This is a genomic window from Burkholderia sp. APQ4-4ca, from assembly GCF_057837105.1.
In genome coordinates, this window is the sequence record NZ_JBYQCG010000130.1 from 1 (window position 1) to 26,144 (window position 26,144).

At 68.3% G+C, this 26,144-nt stretch carries 23 protein-coding genes, 1 tRNA gene and 1 pseudogene; 16 read left to right on the forward strand and 9 right to left on the reverse strand.

Translation table 11 applies throughout. From position 1 onward, the window contains the following. The 3 genes from AC3IFE_RS16320 to AC3IFE_RS16330 all read left to right on the forward strand — a co-directional run. Positions 1 to 1,111 (forward strand): AMP-binding protein (locus tag AC3IFE_RS16320; RefSeq protein ID WP_489191146.1); only part of this gene is annotated, 1,111 nt, incomplete at its 5' end. 85 nt (positions 1,112 to 1,196) lie between these two features. Then, positions 1,197 to 1,541 (forward strand): DUF4212 domain-containing protein, encoded by a 345-nt coding sequence (locus AC3IFE_RS16325; RefSeq protein WP_089467864.1) that lies wholly within the window; start codon positions 1,197 to 1,199, stop codon positions 1,539 to 1,541. A 3-nt stretch (positions 1,542 to 1,544) separates the two neighbouring features. After that, the gene (locus tag AC3IFE_RS16330; RefSeq protein ID WP_089467863.1) at positions 1,545 to 3,560 is read left to right on the forward strand and encodes a sodium:solute symporter family protein; all 2,016 of its coding nucleotides are present in this window, start codon (positions 1,545 to 1,547) and stop codon (positions 3,558 to 3,560) included. Positions 3,561 to 3,645: 85 nt separating this feature from the next. Here the strand turns inward: AC3IFE_RS16330 and AC3IFE_RS16335 are convergent. Then, positions 3,646 to 3,736 (reverse strand) — tRNA-Ser (locus AC3IFE_RS16335). 385 nt (positions 3,737 to 4,121) lie between these two features. On the opposite strand from AC3IFE_RS16335, the pseudogene AC3IFE_RS16340 reads away from it, so the two are divergent. The 7 genes and pseudogenes from AC3IFE_RS16340 to AC3IFE_RS16370 all read left to right on the forward strand — a co-directional run. Beyond that, positions 4,122 to 4,909 (forward strand): annotated as a pseudogene (locus AC3IFE_RS16340) (virulence factor); the annotation flags it as partial. Between the two features lie 350 nt (positions 4,910 to 5,259). After that, positions 5,260 to 6,366 (forward strand): toxic anion resistance protein, encoded by a 1,107-nt coding sequence (locus AC3IFE_RS16345; RefSeq protein ID WP_489191148.1) that lies wholly within the window; start codon positions 5,260 to 5,262, stop codon positions 6,364 to 6,366. Positions 6,367 to 6,386: 20 nt separating this feature from the next. Then, entirely contained in the window at positions 6,387 to 7,127 is a 741-nt protein-coding gene (locus AC3IFE_RS16350; protein WP_301740307.1) for a VWA domain-containing protein, read from the forward strand. A gap of 43 nt (positions 7,128 to 7,170) precedes the next feature. Then, positions 7,171 to 8,187 (forward strand): DUF475 domain-containing protein, encoded by a 1,017-nt coding sequence (locus tag AC3IFE_RS16355; protein WP_089467860.1) that lies wholly within the window; start codon positions 7,171 to 7,173, stop codon positions 8,185 to 8,187. Positions 8,188 to 8,284: 97 nt separating this feature from the next. Continuing rightward, positions 8,285 to 8,941 (forward strand): TerD family protein, encoded by a 657-nt coding sequence (locus AC3IFE_RS16360; protein WP_301740305.1) that lies wholly within the window; start codon positions 8,285 to 8,287, stop codon positions 8,939 to 8,941. A gap of 51 nt (positions 8,942 to 8,992) precedes the next feature. Further along, the gene (locus AC3IFE_RS16365) at positions 8,993 to 9,862 is read left to right on the forward strand and encodes a hypothetical protein (protein ID WP_489191149.1); all 870 of its coding nucleotides are present in this window, start codon (positions 8,993 to 8,995) and stop codon (positions 9,860 to 9,862) included. Between the two features lie 124 nt (positions 9,863 to 9,986). Beyond that, positions 9,987 to 10,607 carry an HAD family hydrolase gene (locus AC3IFE_RS16370; protein WP_489191150.1) on the forward strand — a complete coding sequence of 207 codons (621 nt, stop codon included), beginning with the start codon at positions 9,987 to 9,989 and terminating at the stop codon, positions 10,605 to 10,607. A 29-nt stretch (positions 10,608 to 10,636) separates the two neighbouring features. On the opposite strand, the gene AC3IFE_RS16375 is transcribed toward AC3IFE_RS16370, so the two are convergent. Further along, complete coding sequence (locus AC3IFE_RS16375; RefSeq protein ID WP_489191151.1) at positions 10,637 to 11,746, reverse strand: fatty acid desaturase; 1,110 nt, start codon at positions 11,744 to 11,746, stop codon at positions 10,637 to 10,639. Positions 11,747 to 11,972: 226 nt separating this feature from the next. On the opposite strand from AC3IFE_RS16375, the gene AC3IFE_RS16380 reads away from it, so the two are divergent. Continuing rightward, positions 11,973 to 13,010, forward strand: coding sequence for an AraC family transcriptional regulator (locus AC3IFE_RS16380; protein ID WP_489191152.1), 1,038 nt, complete (start codon positions 11,973 to 11,975; stop codon positions 13,008 to 13,010). Positions 13,011 to 13,069: 59 nt separating this feature from the next. Here the strand turns inward: AC3IFE_RS16380 and AC3IFE_RS16385 are convergent, their stop codons facing one another. The 3 genes from AC3IFE_RS16385 to AC3IFE_RS16395 all read right to left on the reverse strand — a co-directional run bounded on the left by AC3IFE_RS16385 (position 13,070) and on the right by AC3IFE_RS16395 (position 15,898). Beyond that, positions 13,070 to 14,116: a lactonase family protein gene (locus tag AC3IFE_RS16385; RefSeq protein WP_489191153.1), complete on the reverse strand. Its 1,047-nt coding sequence runs from the start codon at positions 14,114 to 14,116 to the stop codon at positions 13,070 to 13,072. Continuing rightward, complete coding sequence (locus AC3IFE_RS16390) at positions 14,103 to 15,470, reverse strand: MFS transporter (protein ID WP_489191154.1); 1,368 nt, start codon at positions 15,468 to 15,470, stop codon at positions 14,103 to 14,105. Before AC3IFE_RS16390 ends, AC3IFE_RS16385 begins: the two co-directional genes overlap by 14 nt. A 197-nt stretch (positions 15,471 to 15,667) precedes the next feature. Continuing rightward, entirely contained in the window at positions 15,668 to 15,898 is a 231-nt protein-coding gene (locus AC3IFE_RS16395; protein WP_301740298.1) for a hypothetical protein, read from the reverse strand. A 151-nt stretch (positions 15,899 to 16,049) separates the two neighbouring features. Here AC3IFE_RS16395 and AC3IFE_RS16400 point away from each other — a divergent pair, with 151 nt between their 5' ends. Together AC3IFE_RS16400 and AC3IFE_RS16405 are read left to right on the forward strand one after the other, a co-directional pair. Then, positions 16,050 to 17,030 (forward strand): acetyltransferase, encoded by a 981-nt coding sequence (locus AC3IFE_RS16400; RefSeq protein ID WP_301740308.1) that lies wholly within the window; start codon positions 16,050 to 16,052, stop codon positions 17,028 to 17,030. Between the two features lie 329 nt (positions 17,031 to 17,359). Continuing rightward, entirely contained in the window at positions 17,360 to 18,838 is a 1,479-nt protein-coding gene (locus tag AC3IFE_RS16405) for a cryptochrome/photolyase family protein (protein WP_489191155.1), read from the forward strand. A 22-nt stretch (positions 18,839 to 18,860) separates the two neighbouring features. On the opposite strand, the gene AC3IFE_RS16410 is transcribed toward AC3IFE_RS16405, so the two are convergent. The 3 genes from AC3IFE_RS16410 to AC3IFE_RS16420 form a co-directional block, all read right to left on the reverse strand. Beyond that, on the reverse strand, positions 18,861 to 18,983 hold the full coding sequence (locus tag AC3IFE_RS16410) for a hypothetical protein (RefSeq protein WP_256979655.1): 123 nt from the start codon (positions 18,981 to 18,983) through the stop codon (positions 18,861 to 18,863). Continuing rightward, the gene (locus AC3IFE_RS16415; protein ID WP_489191157.1) at positions 18,974 to 20,206 is read right to left on the reverse strand and encodes an MFS transporter; all 1,233 of its coding nucleotides are present in this window, start codon (positions 20,204 to 20,206) and stop codon (positions 18,974 to 18,976) included. The genes AC3IFE_RS16410 and AC3IFE_RS16415 overlap by 10 nt, the downstream gene beginning before the upstream one ends. A 165-nt stretch (positions 20,207 to 20,371) precedes the next feature. Then, on the reverse strand, positions 20,372 to 21,313 hold the full coding sequence (locus AC3IFE_RS16420; protein WP_489191158.1) for a LysR substrate-binding domain-containing protein: 942 nt from the start codon (positions 21,311 to 21,313) through the stop codon (positions 20,372 to 20,374). A gap of 234 nt (positions 21,314 to 21,547) precedes the next feature. On the opposite strand from AC3IFE_RS16420, the gene AC3IFE_RS16425 reads away from it, so the two are divergent. Both AC3IFE_RS16425 and AC3IFE_RS16430 read left to right on the forward strand, forming a co-directional pair. Further along, a complete protein-coding gene (locus AC3IFE_RS16425) occupies positions 21,548 to 22,585 on the forward strand; it encodes an alpha/beta hydrolase family protein (RefSeq protein ID WP_489191160.1) in 1,038 nt (345 codons plus the stop codon). A gap of 124 nt (positions 22,586 to 22,709) precedes the next feature. After that, positions 22,710 to 23,465 (forward strand): 4'-phosphopantetheinyl transferase family protein, encoded by a 756-nt coding sequence (locus AC3IFE_RS16430; protein ID WP_489191161.1) that lies wholly within the window; start codon positions 22,710 to 22,712, stop codon positions 23,463 to 23,465. Positions 23,466 to 23,486: 21 nt separating this feature from the next. Here AC3IFE_RS16430 and AC3IFE_RS16435 read toward each other — a convergent pair whose 3' ends face one another. Next, positions 23,487 to 24,407, reverse strand: coding sequence for a glutamate/aspartate ABC transporter substrate-binding protein (locus AC3IFE_RS16435; RefSeq protein WP_489191162.1), 921 nt, complete (start codon positions 24,405 to 24,407; stop codon positions 23,487 to 23,489). Positions 24,408 to 24,620: 213 nt separating this feature from the next. On the opposite strand from AC3IFE_RS16435, the gene hutH reads away from it, so the two are divergent. Beyond that, a complete protein-coding gene (gene hutH, locus AC3IFE_RS16440) occupies positions 24,621 to 26,144 on the forward strand; it encodes a histidine ammonia-lyase (protein WP_489191163.1) in 1,524 nt (507 codons plus the stop codon).

Sequence of the window (26,144 nt, forward strand, 5' to 3'; positions counted from 1 at the left end):
CGCGCAGACGATGAAGTGGACCTTCGACTGGAAACCCGACGACGTGTTCTGGTGCACGGCCGACATCGGCTGGGTCACGGGCCACACGTACATCACCTACGGCCCGCTCGCCTGCGGCGGCACGCAGGTCGTGTTCGAGGGCGTGCCGACCTATCCGGACGCCGGCCGCTTCTGGAAGATGATCGGCGATCACAAGGTCACCGTGTTCTACACCGCGCCGACCGCGATCCGTTCGCTGATCAAGGCCGCCGAAGCCGACGACAAGGTGCACCCGAAGAGTTATGACCTGTCGAGCCTGCGCATCATCGGCACGGTCGGCGAACCGATCAATCCGGAAGCGTGGATGTGGTACCACAAGCACGTCGGCCACGAACGCTGCCCGATCGTCGACACGTGGTGGCAGACCGAAACCGGCGGCCACATGATCACGCCGCTGCCGGGCGCGACGCCGACCGTGCCGGGTTCCTGCACGCTGCCGCTGCCGGGCATCATGGCCGCGGTGGTCGACGAGACCGGCCAGGACGTGCCGAACGGGCAAGGCGGGATTCTCGTCGTCAAGCGTCCGTGGCCCGCGATGATCCGCACCATTTGGGGCGATCCGGAGCGCTTCAAGAAGAGTTACTACCCGGAAGAACTCGGCGGCATGCTGTATCTGGCCGGCGACGGCACGGTGCGCGACAAGGAGACCGGCTACTTCACGATCATGGGCCGGATCGACGACGTGCTGAACGTGTCGGGCCACCGGCTCGGCACGATGGAGATCGAATCGGCGCTGGTGTCGCACGAGCTGGTGGCCGAAGCGGCGGTGGTGGGCCGTCCGGACGACACGACGGGCGAGGCGGTCGTGGCGTTCGTGGTGCTGAAGCGCGCGCGCCCGGAAGGCGACGAAGCGGCGGCGCTCGCGAAGACGCTGCGCGACTGGGTCGGCAAGCAGATCGGGCCGATCGCGAAGCCGAAGGACATCCGCTTCGGCGACAACCTGCCGAAGACGCGCTCGGGCAAGATCATGCGGCGCCTGCTGCGCTCGCTCGCGAAGGGCGAGGCGATCACGCAGGATACGTCCACGCTCGAGAATCCGGCCATCCTCGAGCAGCTCACCGAAGTGCGCTGAACGTCTGCCGGTTGCGCATTACGCGCACGGGCCCCTGCGCGGCAATCCCGATTGCCCGCGCAGGGGCTTTTTGCTACATAACGGCATGACCGTTCCGACCCGTTCGGCGCCTGCCGCGCCACCCCCCGTTCCCGCGCCGCTCGCGCGTGCGCACGCACGCTACTGGCGCTTCAACGTCGCGCTGATCGCGGTGCTGATGGTGATCGGCTTCTCGGTGTCGTTCATCGTGCCGTTCTTCGGGCCCGCGCTCGCCGGCGTGCGCTTCGCCGGCTTCAGCCTGCCGTTCTATGTCGGCGCGCAGGGTGCGATTCTCGTGTACCTCGTGCTGATCGCCGTCTACATCGGGTTGATGCAACGCGCGGATCGCACGCTGCGCCGCGCGTACGACGAGCATGCGGCACGCGCCGACCATGCGAACGGCGGGCGCTGATTCATGCTGACGCATCGACTGATACGCGCGTACGCGCTCTATACGCTCGGATTTCTCGGGTTCGTGCTGCTGATGTGGCGGATCGAGCGCGCGACGGGCTCGGGCGTGTGGATCGGCTACGTGTTCCTGTTCGTGCCGATCGCCGTGTATGCGGTGATCGGGTTGTTGTCGCGCACGTCCGATCTGGTCGAGTACTACGTGGCGGGGCGGCGCGTGCCGTCCGCGTTCAACGGGATGGCGACGGCGGCCGACTGGCTGTCGGCCGCATCGTTCATCGGCCTGGCCGGCTCGCTCTATGCCACCGGTTACGACGCGCTCGCCTACATGATGGGCTGGACGGGCGGGTTCTGCCTCGTTGCGTTCCTGCTCGCGCCGTATGTGCGCAAGCTCGCGCGCTACACGATTCCCGATTTTCTCGGCACGCGCTTTTCGAGCACGGCCGTGCGCGCGCTTGCAGCCGGCGCGGCGATCCTGTGTTCGTTCGTGTACCTGGTCGCGCAGATCCAGGGAATCGGCCTGATCGCGACGCGCTTCATCGGCGTCGATTTCGCGATCGGCATCTTCTGCGGGCTGGCGGGCATTCTCGTGTGCTCTTTTCTCGGCGGAATGCGGGCGGTCACATGGACCCAGGTCGCGCAGTACATCATCCTGATCAGCGCGATCCTGATCCCGGTGTCGCTGATCGCGATGAAGAACGGGCTCGGCCCCGTGCCGCAGTTCAATTACGGCAAGCTGATGGAGCGTGTCGCGGCGCGCGAGGCGCAGGTGCGCGACGCGCGCGACGAGCAGCAGGTGCGCGATGCGTACCGCCGGCAGGCCGCGGACATCCAGACGCGGCTCGACCGGTTGCCGGCGTCCTATGCGGATGCGCGCCGGCATCTCGTCGACCAGCTTGCGGACCTGCGGCGCCACAACGGGCCGCTGCGCGAGATCAGCCAGCGCGAGCGCGAGCTGGCCGATTTTCCGCGTGACCCGGCGGCGGCGCGCGTGGCGTGGACACAGGCGCGTGACGACCTGCTCGCGCGTGCCGAGCCGCCGGTGCCGATGCACGAGCCGTTTCCGGCCGCGAGCGAAGACGAGCGCAAGCCGCGCGAGCGGAACTTCCTCGCGCTGCTGCTGTGCCTGTCGCTCGGCACCGCGAGCCTGCCGCACATCCTGACGCGCTACAACACGACCACGTCGGTCGCGTCGGCGCGGCGGTCGGTCGGCTGGACGCTGTTCTTCATCGCGCTGTTCTACCTGAGCGTGCCGGTGCTCGCGGCGCTGATCAAGTACGAGATTCTCGCGAATCTCGTCGGGCGGCCGTTCGCCGAATTGCCGGCGTGGGTCACGCAATGGCATCACTTCGAACCCGACCTGATCAGCGTCGTGGAGGTGATTCGCGACGGCATCGTGCACTGGTCGGAAATCCAGATGCAGCCGGACATGGTCGTGCTGGCCGCGCCGGAGATCGCCGGGCTGCCGTACGTGGTGTCGGGGCTCATCGCGGCCGGTGCGCTGGCCGCGGCGCTGTCGACCGCGGACGGGCTGTTGCTGACGATCGCGAACGCACTGTCGCACGACGTCTATTACTGCATGGTCGCGCCCGATGCGTCGAGCCAGCGGCGGGTGACGATCTCCAAGGTGCTACTGCTGGGCGTGGCGCTGTTCGCGTCGTATGTCGCGTCGCTCAATACCGGGAAGATCCTGTTTCTCGTCGGCGCCGCGTTTTCGCTGGCGGCGTCGAGCTTCTTTCCGGTGCTGGTGCTGGGCGTGTTCTGGAAGCGCACGACGACGCGTGGCGCGATTGCCGGGATGGTGACGGGCTTGGCGGTGTGCGTGTATTACATCGTGTCGACTTATCCGTTCTTCACGCAACTGACCGGGTTCGCCGGGCGCACGTGGTTCGGGATCGAGCCGATCAGTTCGGGCGTGTTCGGCGTGCCGGCGGGGTTCGCAGTGGCGATCGTGGTGAGTCTGTGTGATAAGCGGCCGGATGAGTATACGCGGGCGTTGGTGGATTACATTCGGCATCCGTGAGGGGGGACGCGGAGCAGGGCGTGTCGACGTTCCAAAATGGAAAGCCCCCTGATTTCTCGGGGAAATCAGGGGGCTGCATTGATTCTGGCGGAGAGAGGGGGATTCGAACCCCCGATAGGCGATTAACCTATACACGCTTTCCAGGCGTGCGACTTAAACCACTCATCCATCTCTCCGGAAGAACGAGAGTATAGCAAACTCTGGTGGCGGCCCGCCACTCCCTTGCGCGCCGATAGAAGAGGGATGCTTCAACGAAGGCTATGACTCCCCGTCGGCTGGGCGCGATGCCGACAAGAAGGACAAGCGGGATGACGATCCCTACGACAACTTCGACGCGAAGTCGAAAAAATTCGAGACCGAGGCTGATGCGCTGAAAGCGCAGCGTGACGCTGAATCCGAGGCCGCTCAGCGGTATGAGGATTATTCGATTCTTCGCATGGAAGCGAGACGGTCGAAGAATCGCGAATGGGTGGACAAGGATGGGCGGGTGGTCGGAGAGGACGATCCGACAACTGCATCGGCTGACTACACCAAATGGAGGAACCAGCAGGTCTTCGACAGGAGATCGGCAATCCGTCGGCAAAAGACCTGTGGAGCCACGACACGCCGCCCGATGTGCACGTGACGTCGGGCCAGGGAAATGCCGGCTTCACGTCGCTGAACGCCGCTCTGGATTACTTGGCCGCGCATCCGACAAAAGCGTATGGGTGATGAGCTGGGACGCGCCAAGCTTTCCCCCGCAGGACGAACAGCTCAACGAGAACATGGTGGTGTTGTTCCTCGCCGGCCCGAATCTGAAGACCGAGCGGGAACCGCTGGCATGGATCGGCAAGGCGGCGCAAGGCAGTGCCCAGGATTTCGACGCGAAGCAGGGCAGCCGCCGCGGGGGGCCGGCATGGAATTCGACGATCGATGCGGCGGCAGGCAATGCGTGCGTCACGGTCTCGTCGCTGAACTACGTTATCCACGACGCGGGCAAGGGCAGCGTGGCCGCGTCGGCAAGGGCTGCGTCGCTTTCGCAAGGGCTCGCGGCAGCCGTGCCGGAAAGCGACCTCCGCGACGCGACCTTCAACACGTCGGCACTGCTCGGTGACATGGGTGCCGGCGCGGCGTTGACCGATGTGGCGCTCGCGATCGGCCGTGCAAATCACCTCGGCGGAAACGTGCTCGTGGCGGGAACGACCGACGCCGAGCGTCCGACGGCCGTGGTGGTGGTCGCGCCGTCGAAGCTGAGGCCGATCGATCCCGGCAAGGACTGGTTCCGCGCACGCGGGGAGAACAACGCGTACTTGCCGTGGTGGGGCCGCCGTCACGACGCGCGCCCGGCGTCGCAAGGCTATTCGTACTAGGACGCGACGTAAGGGCCGGCGTTAAGCAATCTGTAACAATCAGCGGAATAGTGGACGCCTGGTTCTTTCAAAATGCTTTCTTTTTTTCGTGGCCGCTGCACACCGGGAAGTTCGGATTCACGCTCCATCAAGGCACTTGTCCTGGCGTTGCCGGAAGTAGTGTTGGAATTCCCGCCGCATATATTACAGATCGTATGGAAAATGAAAGAATTCCCCGGCTTGACGTGCCGCACCGTCGCCATTTATTGTCCGTCTGCCGCCCGTGAGAGAGCACGACGGCCATCGCGCAAGCGCGCCTCGCGCGCACGACAACACGTAGCAAAAAGCAGAAAAGGAAACGTGGTAGCCACATGAAGCCGCTATTCGACGACAACAAATCCGATGCGGTCAGCGATCGTCCTTCCTCGCCGTCTTTGTCGCCCGTCGCCGTGCCAGCCGCCGTCGCCAACGCTGCCAACGTCGTCGTGCCGGCAACTCAGCCGACGGAGCACGCGCGCCTGATCACCGTCGACGAGATCGACCAGCTCGGCGCGACGCAGGGCACGCGGATCGCCGCCTTCTCCCAGCAGATTCTCGCGAGCGTCCGCGCATCGGACGCCGACCAGTTCGGCGACAAGCTCAACGAGCTGATCGCGACCGCGAAGGGGCTCGACCCGCGCGGCGCCGACAAGGGCGGGCTGCTCACGCAGGTCACGCGGCTGTTCCGCTCGACCAAGGAGAAGCTGCTGTCGCAATACGAGTCGGTGAGCAAGCGGATGGACACGCTCGTCGTCGAGCTCGAAAACCATGCGCAGCGCCAGAAGGCCGGCATCGAGGAGCTCGAGCGGATGTACAACGACAACTACGCGCTGCACCAGGAGCTCGCGCAGGCGAAGGCGCACGGCGAAACGGCGCTTGCGACGCTGCGCGCGCATCTGGCGGCCGGCCAGCAGCCGGCGGACGATGCGTTCGCCGCGCAACGCCTGCTCGACGTGAAGCGCAAGATCGACGCGCTCGAAAGCAAGCTCGACGATCTCGACCGCGCGATGCTGATGTCGAAGCAGCTCGCGCCGCAGATCCGGATGGAGCAGGACCAGAAACGCACGCTGACGTCGAAGTTCATGACGATCAAGACGGTGCTGATCCCCGCGTGGACCAACGCGTTCGCGCTCTACCTCGAACAGCTCAGCACGAAGCGCGCGGCGGCGCTCGCGAACGCGACGTACGACGCGGCCGACGAGGCGATCCGCGCGCAAGCCGACCTGAACCGCCAGAACGCTCAGGAAGTCGCGAAGCTCGGCCAGCGCCCGGTGATCTCGACCGACACGTTCGAATACGCGCAGCAGCAGTTGTTCGGCGCGTTCGACGACATCACGCAGATCATCGCCGACGGCCGCCGCCAGCGCGAGCAGGACGCGCCGCGCCTGCGCCAGCTCGAACAGGACCTGATCACCCGATTCGCTCCGAAGCACAACTAAGAGAACTGAGAGAACACCGCATGATTACGCTTGAGAAACGCGCGGCGAAGGTCGCGATCGTCCTCGAAAAACGTCAGATCCTGAAGCCGCCGGTCGTGCGCGTCGGCGCGGCGCTCGACATCTCGGGCTCCGCGAAGCCGCTGTATCAGTCGGGCGTGATCCAGGAGACGCACGACCGGATTCTCGGCATTGCACTGAAGTTCGACGACAACGGCGAAGTTGACACGTGGACCTTCACCGAAGGCTACGACCGCCTGCCGACCGCGACGCCGGACAACTACGGCTCGTACATTTCCGATCACGTGCTCAATGCTCGGATCGAAAAATGGGGCGGCACGCAGTACGCCCCGGTGATGAACGACATCGTCGACTTCTTCTTCCGCGCGCCGGAGCCGAAGCGCGAGGAAAAGCGCGGCTTTCTCAGCCGGCTGTTCGGCGGTGCGGACGACACGCCCGCGCCGGCCGCGTCCGCGCCCGCGAACGGCCATCTGCCGGCATGGGTGCTGTTCGTCACCGACGGCCAGAACCCGAAGAACGACCGCAAGCGCGTGCGTCAACTGCTGGCCGAATCGCAGCACTTCCCGCTGTACTGGTCGCTCGTCGGCGTTGGCGATCCGAGCGAATTCGACTTCCTCGCGGAAGTGGCGGACGAAATGCCGAACGTCGGTTTCCTCCATCTCGAATCGCTCGACCTGAGCGACGAACAGATCTACGAACAACTGATCACGCAGGAATTCTGCGACTGGGTGCGCGCGAAGTAAGCGCGTGCCGCCTGCCCATTTTTCTGAACTCGATTACTCCATCATGTTGAAAGACTTCAAGATCCCGTTGTCGCTCACGGCGCTCGCGCTGATCGCGGCCTATCTCCTCGGCGGCGTGAAGGACATGCTGATCGTCGCGGTCCTGTGCGTGCTCGAAATTTCGCTGTCGCTCGACAACGCGGTCGTCAACGCATCGGTGCTGAAGAACTGGTCGGAGAAGTGGCGCAACCGCTTCATGGTGTTCGGCCTGCCGGTCGCGGTGTTCGGCATGCGGCTCGTGTTTCCGCTGCTGATCGTCGCGGTGATCGGCCACATCGGCCTGTGGGACGCACTGACGCTCGCGGTCGAATCGCCGGACAAGTACGCGGCGGTGCTGACGTCCGCGCATCACGAGGTGTCGGCGTTCGGCGGCGCGTTCCTGCTGATGGTGTTCTTCAAGTTCATGCTCGACACCGAGAAGGACGAGCACTGGATCGGCTTCCTCGAAGGCCCGATGCGCCATCTCGGCCGCATCACCGCGCTGGAAGTGGCGCTGACGCTCGCGATCGTGATCGTCGCGTCGTTCTACGTGCCGGCGACCGAACAGGTGAGCTTCCTGCTCGCGGGCGCGTTCGGCGTGATCGGCTTCGTGATCGCGCACGGCGTGGGCGACCTGGTCGGCGGCGAGGACACGGGCACGCGCGTGGTGCGCGAAGGCGTCGCGGGCTTCATGTATCTGGAAGTGCTCGATTCGTCGTTCAGCTTCGATGGCGTGATCGGCGCGTTCGCGCTGTCGAACAACATCTTCCTGATCGCGCTCGGCCTGGGCGTCGGCGCGGCCTACATCCGGGAAATGACGCTCGTGTTGCTGAAGAAGGGCACGCTCGCGCAGTACCGCTTTCTCGAGCACGGCGCGTTCTGGGCGATCGGCGCGCTCGCGACGATCATGTTCCTCGGCGTGAAGTTCGAGGTGCCCGAAGTCGTCACCGGCCTGATCGGCGCGGCGATGATCGCCGCGGCCGTATGGTCGTCGATCGTCGTGCAGCGCAAGGAAGACCGCGCGGCGGTGGCGAGCAAGTAAGCGCGTCACGCGATACGAACACCATCCACGAAGGGGCCGCCGCGCGCGGCCCGGCATCGCCGCCGGCGCAACGGCGGTTCCAGCAGAAGAGGTTCAGATGATCAATTTGTCGAAAGGCGGTCGCGTCAACCTGTCGAAGGAAGCGCCCGGCACGCAGAAATTCCGCATCGGTCTCGGTTGGGACGCGAACGCGACGGACACGGGCACGGATTTCGATCTCGACGTGTCGGTGTTCCTGTGCAAGTACGACGCGCAGAGCAATCCGAAACTGATCTCGGATCAGCATTTCGTGTTCTACAACAGCGAAGTGCGCACGATGGAGCGCAAGGAAACCTTCATCCAGCCGGGCGACGATTTCCCGAAGCGCGGGATGCCTGCGTCGAAGTGCCTGGGCGTCGTGCATAGCGGCGACAACCGCACGGGCAGCGGCGACGGCGACGACGAAGTGATCTTCATCGACATCACGAAGCTCGCGGCCGACGTCGAGGAAATCTCGGTGGTCGTGACGATCGACCAGGCCGAAGCGCGCCGCCAGAATTTCGGGCAGGTTCGCAACAGCTACATTCAGATCGCCGACGAGGTGTCGGGCGCGGTGATCGCGAAGTACGCGCTCGAGGAAGACTTCTCGATGGAGACGTCGGTGCAGGTCGGCAGCTTCTATCGCCGTGACGGCCACTTCATGTTCAAGGCGGTCGGCGCCGGCTACAACCGCGGCCTCGGCGATTTCGTCCGCGCGTACGGCGGTGCGGTCTGACTGGCGGCAGCCCGGCGTGCGGCACGCTGCCGCGCCGGGCAGGAAGCAGCGATGACGAATCCGTCCGACGAGCCGAAGCGGCTCGAGTTCGATACGACGCCCGAGCGCACGCCCGGGCGTCTTGCGTTCGACGCGCCGGGCGCGCCCGGTGCGTCGCTTGAGCGTGCGTCCGAGCGGCCGGCCCCGCAGGCGCTCGACTTCGGGCCGGCGCCCGCATCCGATCGAGCCGTTCGTGCGGCGCCCGCCGACGCGATCGGCCGCGCGCTGTTCGGCGAATCGAATCACCCGCAGCTCGACGCGTGCTTCCGCGCCGCACAGGCCAGCTTTCCGAATCTCTATCCCGACTACGCGCCGCGCATCGAGCGGCATATCCGGCAACTGGTGCCGCTGAAGCTCGCGACGGTCGCGACGATCGGCGACGGCGCGCTGGAGGCGGCCGGCAATCTCGTCGAAGCCGTCGCGGCGACGACGCGCGAATTCAACGAACTCGGCGCGGCCGACATGATGGCCGGGATGCTCGCGCAGGCGACGCGCAAGGCCGGCATGTTCGAACGCTGGTTCGGCGGGGCGTCGGGCCATGTCGACTATCGCGCGGCGCTCGGCGCGCTCAAGCAGTCGCTCGGGTTTTTCCCGCGCCGCACCGAGGAACTCGCCGCGAAGGTTCGCCATGCGGAGGAAAACCTCGTGGTCGTGCTCGCGGCGCTGAGCGCGGTGTCGGACGTCGTGCGCGCGCCGGACGATGCGGGCGTCGAGCGTACGCTGTTCGACCGTCGCAACATCGTCGGGCAGGCCGTCCAGCAGATCCGGATGCAGCCGGCGCAACTGCGCGGGCTCGACGAGCGCGTGACCGACCTGCTGTCGCGCGCCGATCATTTGATGAACGTCGTGCTGCCGGCGGCGCTGGCCGCGCGGCCGCGCTGAACGAGCGATGCGACCGCACGCGCTTCGGCGCGGCGCGGTCGCGTGCCGGGCGCGACGGTTTCGCGCGGGTAGCCGGGAGTCTGCTATCTTCCCGGGCATCTCAACGCTTTCCCGCCGATTCTTCATGACCGACCGCATCGTCGCCGCCTTCGATTTCGACGGCACCATCACGACCACCGACAGCTTTCGCCATTTCGTCCGCCAGACGGTCGGCACGCCGCATTTCGCGTGGGCCGGGCTGCGTGCGCTGCCGTGGATCGTCGCGATGAAGGCCGGCTGGCTGTCGCGCGGCGACGCGAAGGCGAAGTTCGCGTCGTTCGCGTTCGGGCCGATTCGCCAAGACGTGCTCGATGCGCACGCGCGCCGGTTCGTCGACAGCTATCTGCCGGGCCTCGTGCGTCCGGAGATGCTCGAGCGCATTCGCGAGCATCGCGCGCGCGGGCATGAAGTCGTGCTGGTCAGCGCGTCGCCGTCGCTGTATCTGGAGAAGTGGGCGAAGACGGCCGGCTTCGACGCGGTGCTCGCGACGCGGCTCGCGTTCGAGCGCGGCATCTTCGCCGGGCGGCTCGACGGCGAGAACTGCTGGGGGCCGCAGAAGGTCGTCCGGCTGCGCGGATGGTGGGGCAACCGGCCCCCGAAGCAGTTGTTCGCGTACGGCGACAGCCGCGGCGACAAGGAAATGGCCGAGCTCGCGAACTGGTCGTGGATTCGCGGCCAGGGGCCGATGCCGCCGATCGGCGAGTGACGAAGCGCTGAGGCCGCGCGCCGCGGGCGTTACGCATCGGCCGGCGCGTTGCGCGTACTGCGCGGCGGACGATAGCCGCTCCAGCGATTCGCACGCGCGAACGTGCCGACGTCGTTGAAGCGCACGCCGACTTCGCGCAGCGCCGCGTGCGCGGTGCGCGCAGTCAGTTGGCGGATGTAGAACGGGTCGCGCACCACGAAGTGATGGATCGCGTGCGTGCTGCCGAAGTTGAAGCAGAACAGCTGGAACGGCAGCATCCACCACGGGTTCAGCACCTGCGTCTGCTGGATCACGTTGCGCGAATCGATGTCGCCGAAATAATGCATGTTCGAGCTGACGAAGTTGATGCAGAAGCTGCGCAGGAAGTTCGGCCCGAGCCACACCACCGCGAGGAAATCGACGACGTTCATCGCCCGCTCGACGCCGGCGGGCACGTTCACCGCGACGCCGAACGCATGCAGCGCGAACAGGCCGGCGTGATAGACGATGAACGCGTGCCACAGCGTGTAGTACAGGTGGCCGATCGGCATGTACGACGACACCTGCTCGACGCGCAACTGCAGGCGCTCGGACGGATCCCGCACCGGCTGCGCGGCCACGTACTGCTTCACCTTGCGGCGCATCGCCGCCGGCCGCAGCACGACGGCGAGCATGCCGTCCGCGATCATCAGCAGGCGCTTGACGCCCCAGCGCTCGCCGTTGGTGATGCCGTATTCCTCGAGATCCGATTCGCCGCCCGATACCTTGTGGTGATGCAGGTGCATGCGCCGCCGCGTCCACGGATTGATGGTGCCCGGCCGCGTGAGCCAGCACAGCGCCATCATCAGGTGATATGCCCACGGCGTCTTCTTGAAGTACATCAGGTGGATCAGGTCGTGCTCGAGCTCGTGAATCAGCGATGTGACGAACGCGGCGAGCGGCAGCGCGACGTACCACGCGATCGCGCCGCGCGCATACAGCCATGCGATCGCGAGCATCGCGCTCACCGACACGGCCATTACGGTCGCGCCGACGAGGTTCTGGTTGTCGAGCAGCGGAAAGCGCGCGCGGATCGCGTCGCTCGCGGCGTTGACTTCGCGGCGGACGTACGCGACTTTCTCTGCGTCGTGGCGAAAGGCGGTTCGTGCGGGTTGGCTCATCGAGCGGAATCCAGGCGGAAAGAGGTGGGCGCAATGCCGATGGGACAAGCATAGGCGCGTGCCGGAACGCGGGCGAGGGCCGTCGGTGCCAATGATGGTGTCATTTCGGGCCACGTTGGCCGTCGGGCGGCCGCTCGCGCGGATGTCCGCCCGCTAGAGTGCCGCCGCGGTGTCATTGCGGGCCAGCGACGCTACAATCCGCCGAAACCGCTCCGGAGTCCGCCGCATGGCCTCGTCCGTTCCGGATGCCGCGCGCCAGTTGAACAAGGCGACGGTGTCGTCCGCGTATGCGCTGTTCATGCTGATGCTGGCCGAGGAGCGCGGCATCGACGGCGGCCGCATTCTCGCCGGCTCGGGCGTCGAGCGCGACCGGCTCGCGCAGCCCGATGCGCGCATCACGCCGCTGCAGCAGGCGGCGATCGTGTTCAACCTGCTCGACGCGACCGGCGATCCGTCGATCGCGATCGAGATCGGCCTGCGCAGCAGCCTGACGAAAGCGGGGCTGATCGGCTTCGGCCTGATGAGCTGCGCGACGCTCGGCGAGGCGATCGCGCTCGGCATCCGTTACCTGCCGACGCGCGTGCCGTTTTTCTCGGTGCGGCTCGCGCAGCTCGACGGCATCGTCGACATCGACGTGCTCGAAGCGTTTCCGCTCGGCCGGCTGCGCCAGTTCGCGGTGGAAAATTTTCTGGTCGAGACCGCGATCCTGTTCAATTCGCTGCTGTATCCGACGCCGGGGCGCACGCTGCAGTCGCGTGCCGAACTCCATTTCGAATGGCCCGAGCCGCCGTGGTTCGAGCGCTATCGCGCGCGGCTGCCGCGCTGCCATTTCGATGCGAGCGCGAACCGCATCCGCTGCGACGCCGCGCTGCTCGACGAGCCGATCGGCACCGCGAACGCGCAGACCGCGCAGATGATCGTCCAGCAGTGCGAGGCGGAACTCGCGCGGCTCGGCTATGCGGAGAGCATCGTCGAGCGCGTGCGCAACCTGCTGATCTGCGGCGAGGGCGGCTATCCGTCGGTGGACGACGTCGCGCGCGAGCTGCACGTGTCGGCGCGCACGCTCAAGCGCAAGCTCGCCGGATACGGCGCGACCTATTCGGCGCTGCTCGACGAGATCCGGCTGCGCGATGCGCTGCGGCTGCTCGAAGGCACGCGGCTGCCGGTCGACGAAATCGCGGCGCGCGTCGGCTATACCGACCGCGCCAATTTCACGCGCGCGTTCAAGCGCTGGACGGGCGTGGCGCCGAGCGAGCGGCGCTGAATGCCGCACCCGCACCGGGGTGCCGTTTCTTTCGCAGGCGCCGGATCTTTTTCAGACCTTCAGACGATCGCGATCCAGTTCGCGCCGCGGCCGCCCGGCACGCGCGTGTGCAGCGACAGCGTGCCGTCGTCCGGCGCGATCGCATATACCGCGACGTGTTCCGACTGTTCGCCGCAGGCGACGAGCCAGCGTCCGGACGGATCGATCGCGAACCCGCGCGGCTGGGTCTCGGTGGGTGTTGCGTGGGTGGGCTCGAACGAGCCGTCTTCGTTGCGGCGATAGCCGAGCAACCGGCTCGACGTGCGCTCGCTGACGTACGCGAAGCGCTCGTCGGGCGTCAGGTGCAGATCGGCGGCCCACACCGACGGTTCGGCCGGGGCGGGCGGGCGCGCATGGCCTTGCGCGAGTTCGGCGACGGCCGGATGGCGTGCGCTCACGCGCGGATCGCCGAGCCGGCCGGTGTCGGTGTCGCGGGCGAAGGTCGCGAGCGTTCCCTGGAATTCGCTGACGACGACCAGCGTGCGGCCACCATCCGCGAATCGCAGGTGACGCGGGCCGAAGCCGGCCGGCACGCGTGTTTCGCCATGTTCGACCGCGCGCGCGCCGGCGGCGTCCTCGACGAGCGCGAAGCCGAACACGCGGTCCGAGCCGAGCGAACTGACGTACGCGAAGCGGTTGTCCGGCGACACGATCACCGCATGCGCGTTCGCGATGCCGCCCGCGACTTGCAGCGGCGTGCCGTCGCCGTCGCGCACGCGCGCCGCGTCGTAGAGGCTCAGCGAGCTGCCGCCGTACGACGCGCCGAGCAGCCAGCGGCCGCTGCGGTCGAGCGACAGGTATGCATGGCTCGCATCGATCGCGGTCGTGCCGATGCGCACGAGCGCGCCCGTGGCGGCGACGCGGAACGCGACGATCGTCGGCTGCTCGCCGCGCGTCGCGACGTAGAGCCGCGCGCGGTCGGCCTGCACGGCGATCGGCATCGCGACGTCGGCGGCCGGATAGCGGGCGAGCGGCGCGAGCGTGGCGGCGCCGGCGAGGGAGAACGTGGCGAGGTCGCCGTCGACGGCATTCGAGACGACGACGGTCAGGCGGTCAGTGTTCGGCATGGCGGAGCATCGAGGCGTGCGTGAAGGATTCGTCGGCAGGCTGGCCGCGCGGCGGATCGCTGCGCCGCTGCGTGCGCGCGAACAGCGCGGCGACCGCGGCGACGAGCGATGCGATCGCGAGCGCATACAGCCCGCCCGTGATCGAACCCGTATGTTGCTTCAGATAGCCGAAGGCCGTCGGCGCGACGAAGCCGCCGAGGTTGCCGACCGAGTTGATCAGCGCGATCACGGCCGCGGCCACGCGCGTGTCGAGATAGCCCTGCGGAATCGGCCAGAACAGCGACGATGCGGCCTTGAAGCCGAGCGCGGCGAAGCAGATCGACGCGAACGACCACACCGGATTCGGCGACGTCGACGCGAACAGCCCGCACGCGGCGAGCACGAGCGCGCACGCGAGCCAGCGCTGCGGATGCTTCCACTTCGACGACAGCACCGCGAAGCCGTACATCGCGCCGATCGCGATCATCCACGGAATCGTGTTGTACAGGCCGACCTGGAAATCGGTGAGGCCGCCCATCTTGCGGATGATGGTCGGCAGCCAGAACGTGGCCGCGTAGATCGTCAGCTGGATCGAGAAGTACAGGAAGCAGAACAGCATGATCTGCGGGTCGCGCAGCAGCGTGGTCGCGCGCACCGGCACGTTCGAGCGGACGTCGCGCGCCGCGCGTTCGTCGTCGAGCGCGTTCTGCAGCGCCGTACGTTCTTCGGGCGTGAGCCACGTCGCGTCGCGGATATGCGATTTCAGCAGCAGCCAACTCGCGCCGCACAGCGCAACCGAGAACAGCCCTTCGATCAGAAACATCCATTGCCAGCCCGCGAGGCCGAAGCCGCGGATCGACAGCAGCGCGCCGGTGACGGGCCCGGACAGCACCGATGCGAACGCGGAGCCGCCGAGGAAGATCGCCATCGCCTTGCCGCGTTCCCGCGGCGGCAGCCATTGCGACAGATACAGCACGACGCCGGGGAAGAAGCCGGCCTCGGCGGCGCCGAGCAGGAAGCGCAGCGCGTAGAACGACGTGTCGTTCCACACGAACGCCATCGCGGCCGCGACGATGCCCCACGTCGCCATGATCCGCGCGAGCCAGATGCGCGCGCCGTAGCGCTGCATCAGCAGGTTCGACGGTACTTCGAACAGCGCGTAGCCGACGAAGAACAACCCGGCGCCGAGCCCGTACGCGGCCGCGCCGATGCCGATCGACGCTTCCAGATGGCGATCGACGAAGCCGACGTTTACGCGGTCGATGTAGTTCGCGATGAACATGATCAGCACGAGCGGCAGCACGTGCCACTTCACTTTCGAGACGGCGGACGCGAGCGGGTCGCGGCCGGGCAGGGCGGACGAGGGCGGGTTCAACGGTGTCTGTCTCCGGGCGGGCGATGGCCGGCGGGGCGGCAGCCCGCGTCGGCGTCTGGGGTGGCGGCTTATGTAGTATGTCGTCGTACGACATGGTACGCCGGTGCGCGGGCGATGACGTCGCGGGTTTACCCGGAAATCCTCCCGACTTGCGAGAAATCGGACGAGGGTAAGCGCTCGTTTTCACATCCGATGACTTATGACTCGAAGCGACGTCGCACCGACTGCCAGGCGCGAAGCGGCCCCATCTCGGCGTGAGAACTCGCGATCGAGGCGGCGCGTTCGGGCTTGGTACGTTTGGGAAGCCGGGCGAGAAAACCGACCTCGACGGGGCGGTGCCCGATATCCGCGTGTCTCGGACGACGACGCACAGGCAGGAAGTCGTGGCGCGCGCGAAGCGAGAACAGCGCGATCGTGACGAACGACATGCAGGCGACCCGCAAGCCGTTTGCAGGGCAGCGCCGCTACGCCGTATCGAAGGCGCGCGCGGTTGCGGCAAAATATCGGGCGCGCGGGTGCGGCGTGCACGCCACTCGCGCGAACGGCGGATTTCAGGCGCGGACGATGGAGCAACGGATCATGCAGGACAACCAGTACGCGCGGCATGTCTTCGCGTTCAACGGCGACGCGGACGGCCTGTGCGCGCTTCAGCAACTGCGGCTCGCGGAACGCGTGCACGGTACGCTCGTGACCGGCGTGAAGCGCGACATCAGGCTGCTCGAGCGTATCGACGCGGGCGCGGGCGACCTCGTCACCGTGCTCGACGTGTCGCACGACCAGAATCGCGACGCGTGCGCGCGGCTGCTGCGCGACGGTGCGACGGTCCGTTACTTCGACCATCACTTCGCCGGCGCGCTGCCCGACCATCCGCGCTTCGACGCGCATATCGACCTGGCGGCCGACGTCTGCACGAGCGCGATCGTGAACCGCTATCTCGGCGGCCGGTACGTGCGCTGGGCGATCGTCGCGGCATTCGGGGATGAACTGCCGGCCCTCGGCGACGCGCTGGCGCGCGAGCACGGCGTCGACGAAGCCGAGCGTGGCGTGCTCGCCGAACTCGGGCGCTATCTGAACTACAACGCTTACGGCGAATGCGTCGGCGATCTGCACTTCGATCCGGCGGCGCTCGCGGACGCCATGCTGCCGTGCGCCGAGCCGCTCGATTTCGTGCGCGGGACGGCCGTGTTCGCCGCGTTGCGCGACGGCTACCGCGACGACATGGCGCGTGCATGCGCGCTCGCGCCGCTGCGCGAGGTGCCCGGCGCGACGCTGGTCCGGATGCCCGATCATCCGTGGGCGCGGCGCGCAACCGGCATGCTCGCGAACGAGCGGATGCGCGACGCGCCGCATGCGGCGCTCGCGGTGCTGTCGCCGCGCGCGGGCGGCGGGCTCGTCGTCAGCGTACGCGTGCCCGACGGCCGGCCGATCGGCGCGGACGAGTTCTGCCGCGGCTTCGCCACCGGCGGCGGGCGCAAATGCGCAGGCGGCATCAACCATCTGCCGGAAGCCGAGTTCGATGCGTTCGCCGAGCGCTTCGAGGCCGCGTTCCGGCTCGATTGACACGACGCATCGTTGACGGATCAAGCCGGCTGCACCGGCGGGCACGGTCGCTTGTCGGGCCGTCGTGGCGTGAATCGATGTGTCCGGCGTTGCGTCGGCCATGCGCGGTGCGCGGTATGCACGAGCCGGTCGACGTGCAACACAGTCGGAGCAACATGCGGGGCGCGAGGCCGTCGTCCGGCAGCGCGACCTGCTTTGGATCGAAGCGGATCGTTCGTTCGCGTGCGGCGTCGCGGTGGCGGCCGGCCGTGACGACCGGCGTCGACACCGCGCAGCGCAGCCGCGACAATACGCGTCTCCTTTTGCTTTCATCATCGAGGTGCCTGCCCGTGTCTGCCAAGACGTCCGTTGCTCCCGCGATCGTCTGGTTCCGCGACGATCTGCGCGTGACCGATCAGCCCGCGCTCACGCGCGCGGTCGAATCCGGCCGGCCGCTCGTCTGCGTGTTCGTCGACGATACGGGCGCTGGCGCCGGGCCCGCGCTCGGCGGCGCGGCGCGCTGGTGGCTGCACGGGGCGCTGGCCGGGCTCGACGCGGCGCTCGCGCGGCATGGCGGGCGCCTGCTGCTGCTGCGCGGCGACGCGCAGCGCGAGATCGAGCGCATCGTCGGCGACACGGGCGCGGCGGCCGTGTACTGGAACCGCCGCTATGCGCAGCCGCAGCGCGACGCCGACGCGGCGCTGAAGGCGTCGCTCAAGGCGCGCGGCGTGGCGGTCGAGAGCAGCAACGGCAGCCTGCTGAACGAGCCGTGGGAGGTGTTGACGGGCAGCGGCGGCCCGTATCAGGTCTTCACCGCGTACTGGCGCGCGGCGCGCCGCGATCGCACGGTCGCGGCGCCGTTGCCGGCACCCGAGCGGATCGCGTTTCATTCGTGGCCGAAAGTCGTGCGCGACCGCGCGCTGGCGCTCGACGCACTTGCGTTGCGTCCGCATGCGCCGGACTGGGCCGGCGGCCTGCGCGATGCGTGGCCGGCGCCCGACGAAGCCGGCGCGCACGCGCAGCTCGACACGTTCGTGACGACCTCGCTTGCCGGCTATGCGGACGCGCGCGACCGTCCCGATCGCCCCGCGACGAGCCGGCTGTCGCCGTTCCTGCGCTTCGGCAACGTGTCGCCGCGACAGGTGTGGCAGGCGGTGCAGGGCGCCGCGCACGCAGGCGGCGCGGCATACGCGACGCACGCCGACAAGTTCCTGAGCGAGCTCGGCTGGCGCGAATTCAGCTACACGCTGCTGTATCACTTCCCGGCGCTCGCGACCGACAACTTCCGCGCGCAGTTCGATGCGATGCCGTGGCGCGACGATCCCGCCGCGTTACGTGCGTGGCAGCGCGGGCGAACCGGCTATCCGCTCGTCGATGCGGGCCTGCGCGAGCTGTGGACGACCGGCTGGATGCACAACCGCGTGCGGATGGTCGTCGCGTCGTTCCTGATCAAGCACCTGCTGATCGACTGGCGCGCGGGCGAAGCATGGTTCCGCGACACGCTGGTCGACGCCGATCCCGCGAACAACGCGGCGAGCTGGCAATGGGTGGCCGGCTGCGGCGCCGACGCCGCGCCGTATTTCCGCATCTTCAATCCGGTCGCGCAGGGGCGGAAGTTCGACCCGGACGGCGCGTACGTGCGGCGCTGGGTGCCCGAGCTTGCCGGCCTCGACGATGCGTCGATCCATGCACCGTGGGAAGCGTCGCCGCTGGAACTCGAGGCGGCCGGCGTACGGCTCGGCATCGACTATCCGGCGCCGCTCGTCGAGCACGTGGCCGCGCGCGCCCGAGCGCTCGATGCGCTGGCCGCGTTGCCGAAGCGCCGCTGACCGCACGCGCCGGTTTGCCGCATCAATTGCAGAACGCGACGTGCTCGAGCAGCGCGTATGCGACGCCCGAGTCGAAGTAGGCCGCGCCGCACCACGCGACGAACGCGAGCGTGCCGGCGGCCAGCACCGCGCGGATCACGCCCACGCCGCGCGGCCCGATGCCGGGCGCGCGACGCGCGCGTCGTCGATCGGCAGGTGCAGCAGCGCCGCGAGCACGCCGAGCGCGATCGAACCGATCCACAGCGGCATGTACGAGTGCGTCGCGTCGTACACGATTGCACCGAGCCACACGCCGAAGAAGCTGCCGAGCTGGTGCCCGAAGAACACGAAGCCGAATAGCGTCGCGATGTAGCGCACGCCGAACACCTGCGAGATCACGCCGTTCGTCAGCGGCACCGTGCCGAGCCACGTGAATCCCATCACGGCCGCGAACACGTAGACGCTCGCGGGCGACAGCGGCGCGGCGACGAATGCGGTCATCGCGAACGCGCGCACGAGGTACAGCACCGACAGCACGTACTTGCGCCGCAGCAGCCCGCCGAGATGGCCGCACGCATAGGTGCCGGCCACGTTGGTCAGCGCGATCAGCGCGAGCGCGACGCTCGCGTGGCGCGCAGGCAGCCCGTGGTCGAGCAGGTAAGCGGGCAGGTGCGTCGCGATGAACGCGAGCTGGAAGCCGCACGCGAAGAAGCCCGCATTCAGCAGCCAGAAGCCGCGATGCGCGAACGCCTCGCGCACCGCTTCGCCGATCGACTGGTCGGGGCCGGCGGGGGCGCCCGCCACCTGCGCGGGCCGGTCGCGCAGCAGCCCGGCGAGCGGCGCGAGCAGCGCGGCGACGAGCGCCAGCGCGATGAATGCGTGCCGCCAGCCGATGCCGCCGATCAGTTCCTGCGCGACGGGCACCATGCAGAACTGGCCGAGCCCGCCGATCGCGCCGGCGGCGCCGAGCGCCCAGCCGCGCCGGTCGGGCGGAAACAGGCGGCTCAGCGCGCCGTAGATCGACGCGAATGCGGAGCCCGACAGCGCGACGCCGATCACGAGCCCGGCGCCGACCGTGAACAGGCCGGTCGTGCCCGCATGCGCCATCGTCACGAGCCCGGCCGCGTACAGCAGCATGCCGACGACGATCACGCGCACCGAACCGAAACGGTCGGCGACCATTCCGGTGAACGGCTGCGCGACGCCCCAGATCAGGTTCTGCAGTGCCAGCGCGAGCCCGAACGCCTCGCGCGACCAGCCGTGGTCGAGCGACACGGGCGCGAGGAACAGGCCCTGCACGTGGCGGATGCCGAGCGCGGCGCCCATGATCAGGCCGCCTGCCAGCACGGGCAGCCAGCGGCGCCGGACTTCCTGCTCGATCAGGGTCATGCGTGTCTCCGGATGAAGGCGCGCGGCGAAACGGTCGCGCTCGGTCCGATTAGACGAGCAGGGCGGCCGTCGTTCAAGCGATCATTCGGTCAGGTTGCCATGCGTCAAGGGAATGCGAACGGGCGGTGTCTGCCCGGGCTCACGCGCAACCGCACCGCCGTCGGCTCAGGCCGTCGCCGTATCGTGCGTATGCATTGCCGCATCGCATTCCGCCGCTTCGGCGAGCATCCAGTCGCGCACGTCGGCGACCTCGCGACGCGGGGCCGGATCGTGCTGGAACAGCCAGTAGCCGTACGTTTCCGACAGCGTCCGCGTGTGCGGCCCGAGCACCGCGAGCCGGCCATCGGCGAGCATCGGCGCGACGAGCGCGAGCCGGCCGAGCGCGATGCCCTGGCCGGCAATCGCGGCCTGGATCACCTGGTCGTACTGGTTGAAGCGCAGCACGCCTTTCGGGCGCGCGTCGCCGAGCCCGGCCGCGTGCAGGTGCGCGTGCCACTGCAATTGCGGTTGCGGCGGCCCGTCGAATTCGAGCAGCACGTGACCGGCGATCGCGGCCGCGCTCGTGACCGGCCGCGCGGCGAGCGCGGGATGCGCGACCGGCACGACGATCTCGTCGAACAGGCGCAGCGCGCCGGCCGGTGCGCGCTCGCGCGGGCAATAGCGGATGCCGAGGTCGATGCCCTCGGTGCGCAAATCGAGTACCTTGTCGTTCGCGGCGACGCGCAGATCGATCCCGGGCAACCGTGCCTGCAGCCGCCCGAGCCGCGGCAGCAGCCACAGCGCGGTCACGCCGATGCTGGCGGTGATCGTCACGGGCTGGCGCTCGCGCGCGGCGGCCAGCGACGCGACGGTGTCCTGCAGGCCGTGCAGCGCCGCGTCGGCGACGCGGAACAGCCGCTCGCCTTCCGGCGTGAATGAAATCTTCCGGTAGCCGCGCTGCAGCAACGCGACGCCGAGATGCGCCTCGAGCGCATGGACCTGGCGGCTGACCGCCGACTGCGTGACGCACAGATCCTGCGCGGCGAGCGTGATGCTCATGCGGCGGCCGACGGCGACGAAACCGCGGACGAGATCGAGCGACGGGAGACGGACGAGTGGCGTTGACATGCGCGTGACTCATGCGAACGGAGCAGCAAGATTGGTTGAGAACGCGGCACGCGTCAAGTTCAATGGAGGCGGGTTGATCGCGGAGGAGGGGGCTGAGTATGTGCTGAAGCGCCAACTCGGACCGACCGCTATCCATGGGATCGCAGTAAGCGCTGAAGCGCTAGCTGGGGTCGACGGCGATGCATGGGACCCCAGTAAGCGCTAAAGCGCTAACTGGGGTCGACAGGAGACACGATGACGATTTCGAACGAGGAAAGCGGAGCCGCGCAGGGCAGTCGCGCGGCGGGCGCGTTGCCGCCCGAACCCGTGACGCTGCGCGCGGCGGACGGTTACGAACTGCGCGGCCACGTCTGGCGCCATCGCGGCGGCGGCGTGCGGCCCGTGACGGTCGTCAATTGCGCGACGTCGGTGCGCTGCGACTACTACTTTCGTTTCGCCGCCTGGTTGTTCGCGCAAGGACGCGACGTGCTCGTCTACGACTATCGCGGCATCGGCGGATCGCGCCCGGCGCGGCTGGCGAAGCTGCGCGCGACCTGGCTCGACTGGGGGCGGCTCGATTGCGAAGCCGCGCTGCACTATGCGCGCGACGCGTTTCCGGGCCAGCCGCTCGACGTGGTCGCGCACAGCATCGGCGGCTGTGTACTCGGCCTCGCGGCATCGAACGTGCACGTGCGGCATGCGGTGACCGTCGGCGCGCAGTACGCGTACTGGCGCGACTATCTGCCGGCCGAGCGGCGCCGCATGTGGTGGAAGTGGCATGTCGCGATGCCCGCGCTCGCCGCCGTGTGCGGCTACGTGCCCGCGAAGCGGCTCGGCTGGATGGAGGATACGCCGCGGGGCATCGCGCTGTCGTGGGCGCGGTCGCGGCCGCGTTTCGAGGACGGCTACCTCGGCAGCGTGTTCGACGACGGCGCGGCGAGCCGTGCCGCGTTGCCGGCGCGGTTCGCGGGGCTGTCGGCGCCGATGCTCGCGGTCGGCATCGACGACGACGCGTTCGGCACGGTCGCCGCGATCGAGCGGCTGGTCGGCTACTACACGGGCAGCAACGTGACGCATCTGCGGATCGCGCCGGCCGACATCGGCGTTGCCGAGATCGGCCATTTCGCGTTTTTCCACAGCCGCTTCACCGACACGCTGTGGCCGGTCGCGTTGTACTGGCTGCAACACGGCGTGCTGCCGGCCGATGCGCCGGGCGTCGTGCATGCGCTGCACCCGGCGTCGCGCGGGCGGGTGACGGGGAGCGGCGTGCCGGGCAGGGCCGCGAGCGGGTGAGCGGGCGCATACGTACGCAATGCGCCATCCCTGTCTGCGTCCCGATCAGGCGGCAGCGGCCGCGGGTCGGCGCGATCGATTAACATCGGACGTTTCGCTCCAACGCACAGGCTGCCGCGCGCCGATGTCCATTCCGTCCGATTCCGCTTCTCCCGTCGAAACGCCCCGCGCGTGGCGCGTGCACGCGCTCGACGTGCCGCCCGCCGCGGCGCGCGCCCGCGTGCAGGTCGCGCGCGTCGATTTCGACTGGCGCGTGCCGGTCGCGTCGCCCGCGTATGCGGCGCTGAGCGACGACGAGCGCGCCCGCGCCGCGCGCTTTCTGCGGCACGAGGATGCGGTGCGCAGCGCCGCGACGCGCGCCGCGCTGCGCGACGTGCTCGGCGCGGCGCTCGGCATCGGGCCGCGCGCGGTCGAGATCGTCGTCGACGCAGCGGGGCGGCCGTCGCTGGACCCTGCGCATCGCGCGTCGCTCGACTTCAACGTGTCGCACGCGGGCGATCATGCATTGATCGCGTGGGCGCCGGCGGGCCGCGTCGGCGTCGATATCGAGGGCTGCAACCGCGCGACCGACTGGCGCATGCTGACGCGCGAAGTGTGCGCACCCGCCGAGATCGCGTATCTCGACGGTCTGCCGCCCGGCGCGCGCGAGGGGGAATTCATGCGCGTGTGGTCCGCGAAGGAGGCGCTGCTCAAGGCGCTCGGCACCGGCATCGTCGGCGGGCTGCGCGCGTTCGCGGTCGTGCCGCCGCGCGACACGGCGACACCCGCGACGACGATCGTCGACCCGACCGCGCCCGCCGCCGGCGTCGCGGCGTTCGACGCGGCATGGCTCGACGCGGCGCCCGGCTACGCGGCGTGCGTCGCGTGGACGCGCGCGTAAGCCGGGCGCGACGCGCGGCGCTTACTCGAGCGGCGCGTCGTTCGGCGCCGCATAGCGCGCCTTGATCACGTCGCTCATCGCGAAGTCGAACGACAGCCCCTTCGGCGGCACCGGTTTCATGAACCATTTGTCGTACAGCGCGTTGATCTCGCCGCTTTTCATCAACTGCACGAGCACGCCGTCGACGAGCGCCTTGAACTGCGGATCGTCCTTGCGCAGCATGAACCCGTAGGCTTCCGACGATTGCGGCGTGCCGACGAGCTGCCAGTCGGCCGGCTTCGCGGCGAGCTGGCGCACGCCCGCGAGCAGCACGTCGTCCATCATGTACGCGGCCGCGCGGCCCGATTCGAGCGTGAGGCGTCCTTCGCCGTAGTCCTTCGCGCTGATGATCTGCATGTTCATCTTCCTTTCCTCGTTCATCTTGCGCAGCAGGCGCTCGGACGTCGTGCCCTGGTTCGTCACGACCGTCTTGCCGGCGAGATCGGGGAAGTCGCGGATGCCCGAACTCGTGCGCGTGAGCAGGCGCGTCGTCGCGACGAAGAAGGTGGTCGAGAACGCGACCTGCGCGTGGCGCGCGGCGAGATTGGTCGTCACGCCGCATTCGAGATCGACGGTGCCGTTCTGCACGAGCGGAATGCGGTTCTGCGACGTGACCGGAATGAAGCGCACCTGCAGGTCGGGCTTGCCGGTGCGCGCCTTCACCGCGGCGATCACGCGGTCGCACAGATCCTGTGAGAACCCGATGACCTTGCCGCCCGCGTCGACATAGGAGAACGGCACCGACGTTTCGCGATGGCCGATCGAAATCAGGTTGGCCTGCCGGATCTTCTCCAGCGTGCCGGACAGCGGCTCGGCGGCGACGGACGCGCCGCACGCGAGTGCGCACGCGGCGACGAGCAGGGGGCGGCCGAGGCGGGCGGCGAATCGTGACGGGAAGGGCATGACGGTCTCCATGGCGAATGTTGATTCGTATGTTGCCAAATAAAAAATGATTGCAACATACGTTAAAAACCGGATCACGCCGGCCATGCCGGCGGGCCGTGCCGGACATCAGGGAAACTCCCGAGACCGGAATAATGAAAAACGGGTTGTCTAGACAAGTTCCGATGGCTACACTTCAATCCATCCCGAACTTGTCTAGACAGGATTGCTCACATGATTACGTTGACCCCCGGCCACCTGACCCTCCCGCAACTGCGCCGGATCGCACGCGAATCCGTCCAGCTGAAACTCGATCCGGCCAGCTTCGCGAAGATCGACGCGGGCGCGAAGGCCGTTGCCGACATCGCCGCGAAGGGCGAGCCGGCCTACGGCATCAACACGGGCTTCGGCCGTCTGGCGAGCACCCACATCCCGCACGACCAGCTCGAACTGCTGCAGAAGAACCTCGTGCTGTCGCACGCGGTCGGCGTCGGCGAGCCGATGGCGCGCTCGTCGGTGCGCCTGCTGATGGCGCTGAAGCTGTCGAGCCTCGGCCGGGGCCACTCGGGCATCCGTCGCGAAGTGATGGATGCGCTGATCACCCTCTTCAACGCGGACGTGCTGCCGCTGATCCCGGTGAAGGGCTCGGTCGGCGCCTCGGGCGACCTCGCGCCGCTCGCGCACATGTCGGCCGTGCTGCTCGGCGTCGGCGAAGTGTTCATCCGCGGCGAACGCGCGAGCGCGCTCGACGGTCTGCGTGTCGCCGGCCTCGCGCCGCTGACGTTGCAGGCGAAGGAAGGCCTCGCGCTCCTGAACGGCACGCAGGCATCGACGGCGCTCGCGCTCGACAACATGTTCGCGATCGAAGACCTGTACCGCACCGCGCTCGTCGCCGGCGCGCTGTCGGTCGACGCGGCAGCCGGCTCGGTGAAGCCGTTCGACGCGCGCATCCACGAACTGCGCGGCCATCGAGGCCAGATCGACGCGGCCGCGTCGTACCGCGAACTGCTCGAAGGCTCGCCGATCAACCAGTCGCACCGCGACTGCGACAAGGTGCAGGATCCGTACAGCCTGCGCTGCCAGCCGCAGGTGATGGGCGCATGCCTGGACCAGATGCGTCACGCGGCCGACGTGCTGCTGGTCGAAGCGAACGCCGTGTCGGACAATCCGCTGATCTTCCCGGACACCGGCGAAGTGCTGTCGGGCGGCAACTTCCACGCCGAGCCCGTCGCGTTCGCGGCCGACAACCTCGCGCTCGCCGCCGCGGAAATCGGCGCATTGGCCGAACGCCGCATCGCGCTGCTGATCGACGCGACGCTGTCGGGCCTGCCCCCGTTCCTCGTGAAGGACGGCGGCGTGAACTCCGGCTTCATGATCGCGCACGTGACGGCCGCCGCCCTCGCATCGGAAAACAAGACGCTCGCACACCCGGCATCGGTCGACTCGCTGCCGACTTCCGCGAACCAGGAAGACCACGTGTCGATGGCGACGTTCGCCGCGCGCAAGCTCGCCGACATCGCGGACAACACGAAGCACATCCTCGCGATCGAACTGCTGGCCGCCGCACAGGGCGTCGACCTGCGCGCGCCGTACCACACGAGCCCGAAGCTCGCGCCGGTGATGGAGACGATCCGCGGCAAGGTCGCGCACTACGAACTCGACCACTACTTCGCGCCGGACATCGCGGTGATCGCGAAGCTGGTCGGCGAGCGCGCGTTCGCGAAGGTCGCGCCGTTCTCGTTCGCATCGGAACAGTAA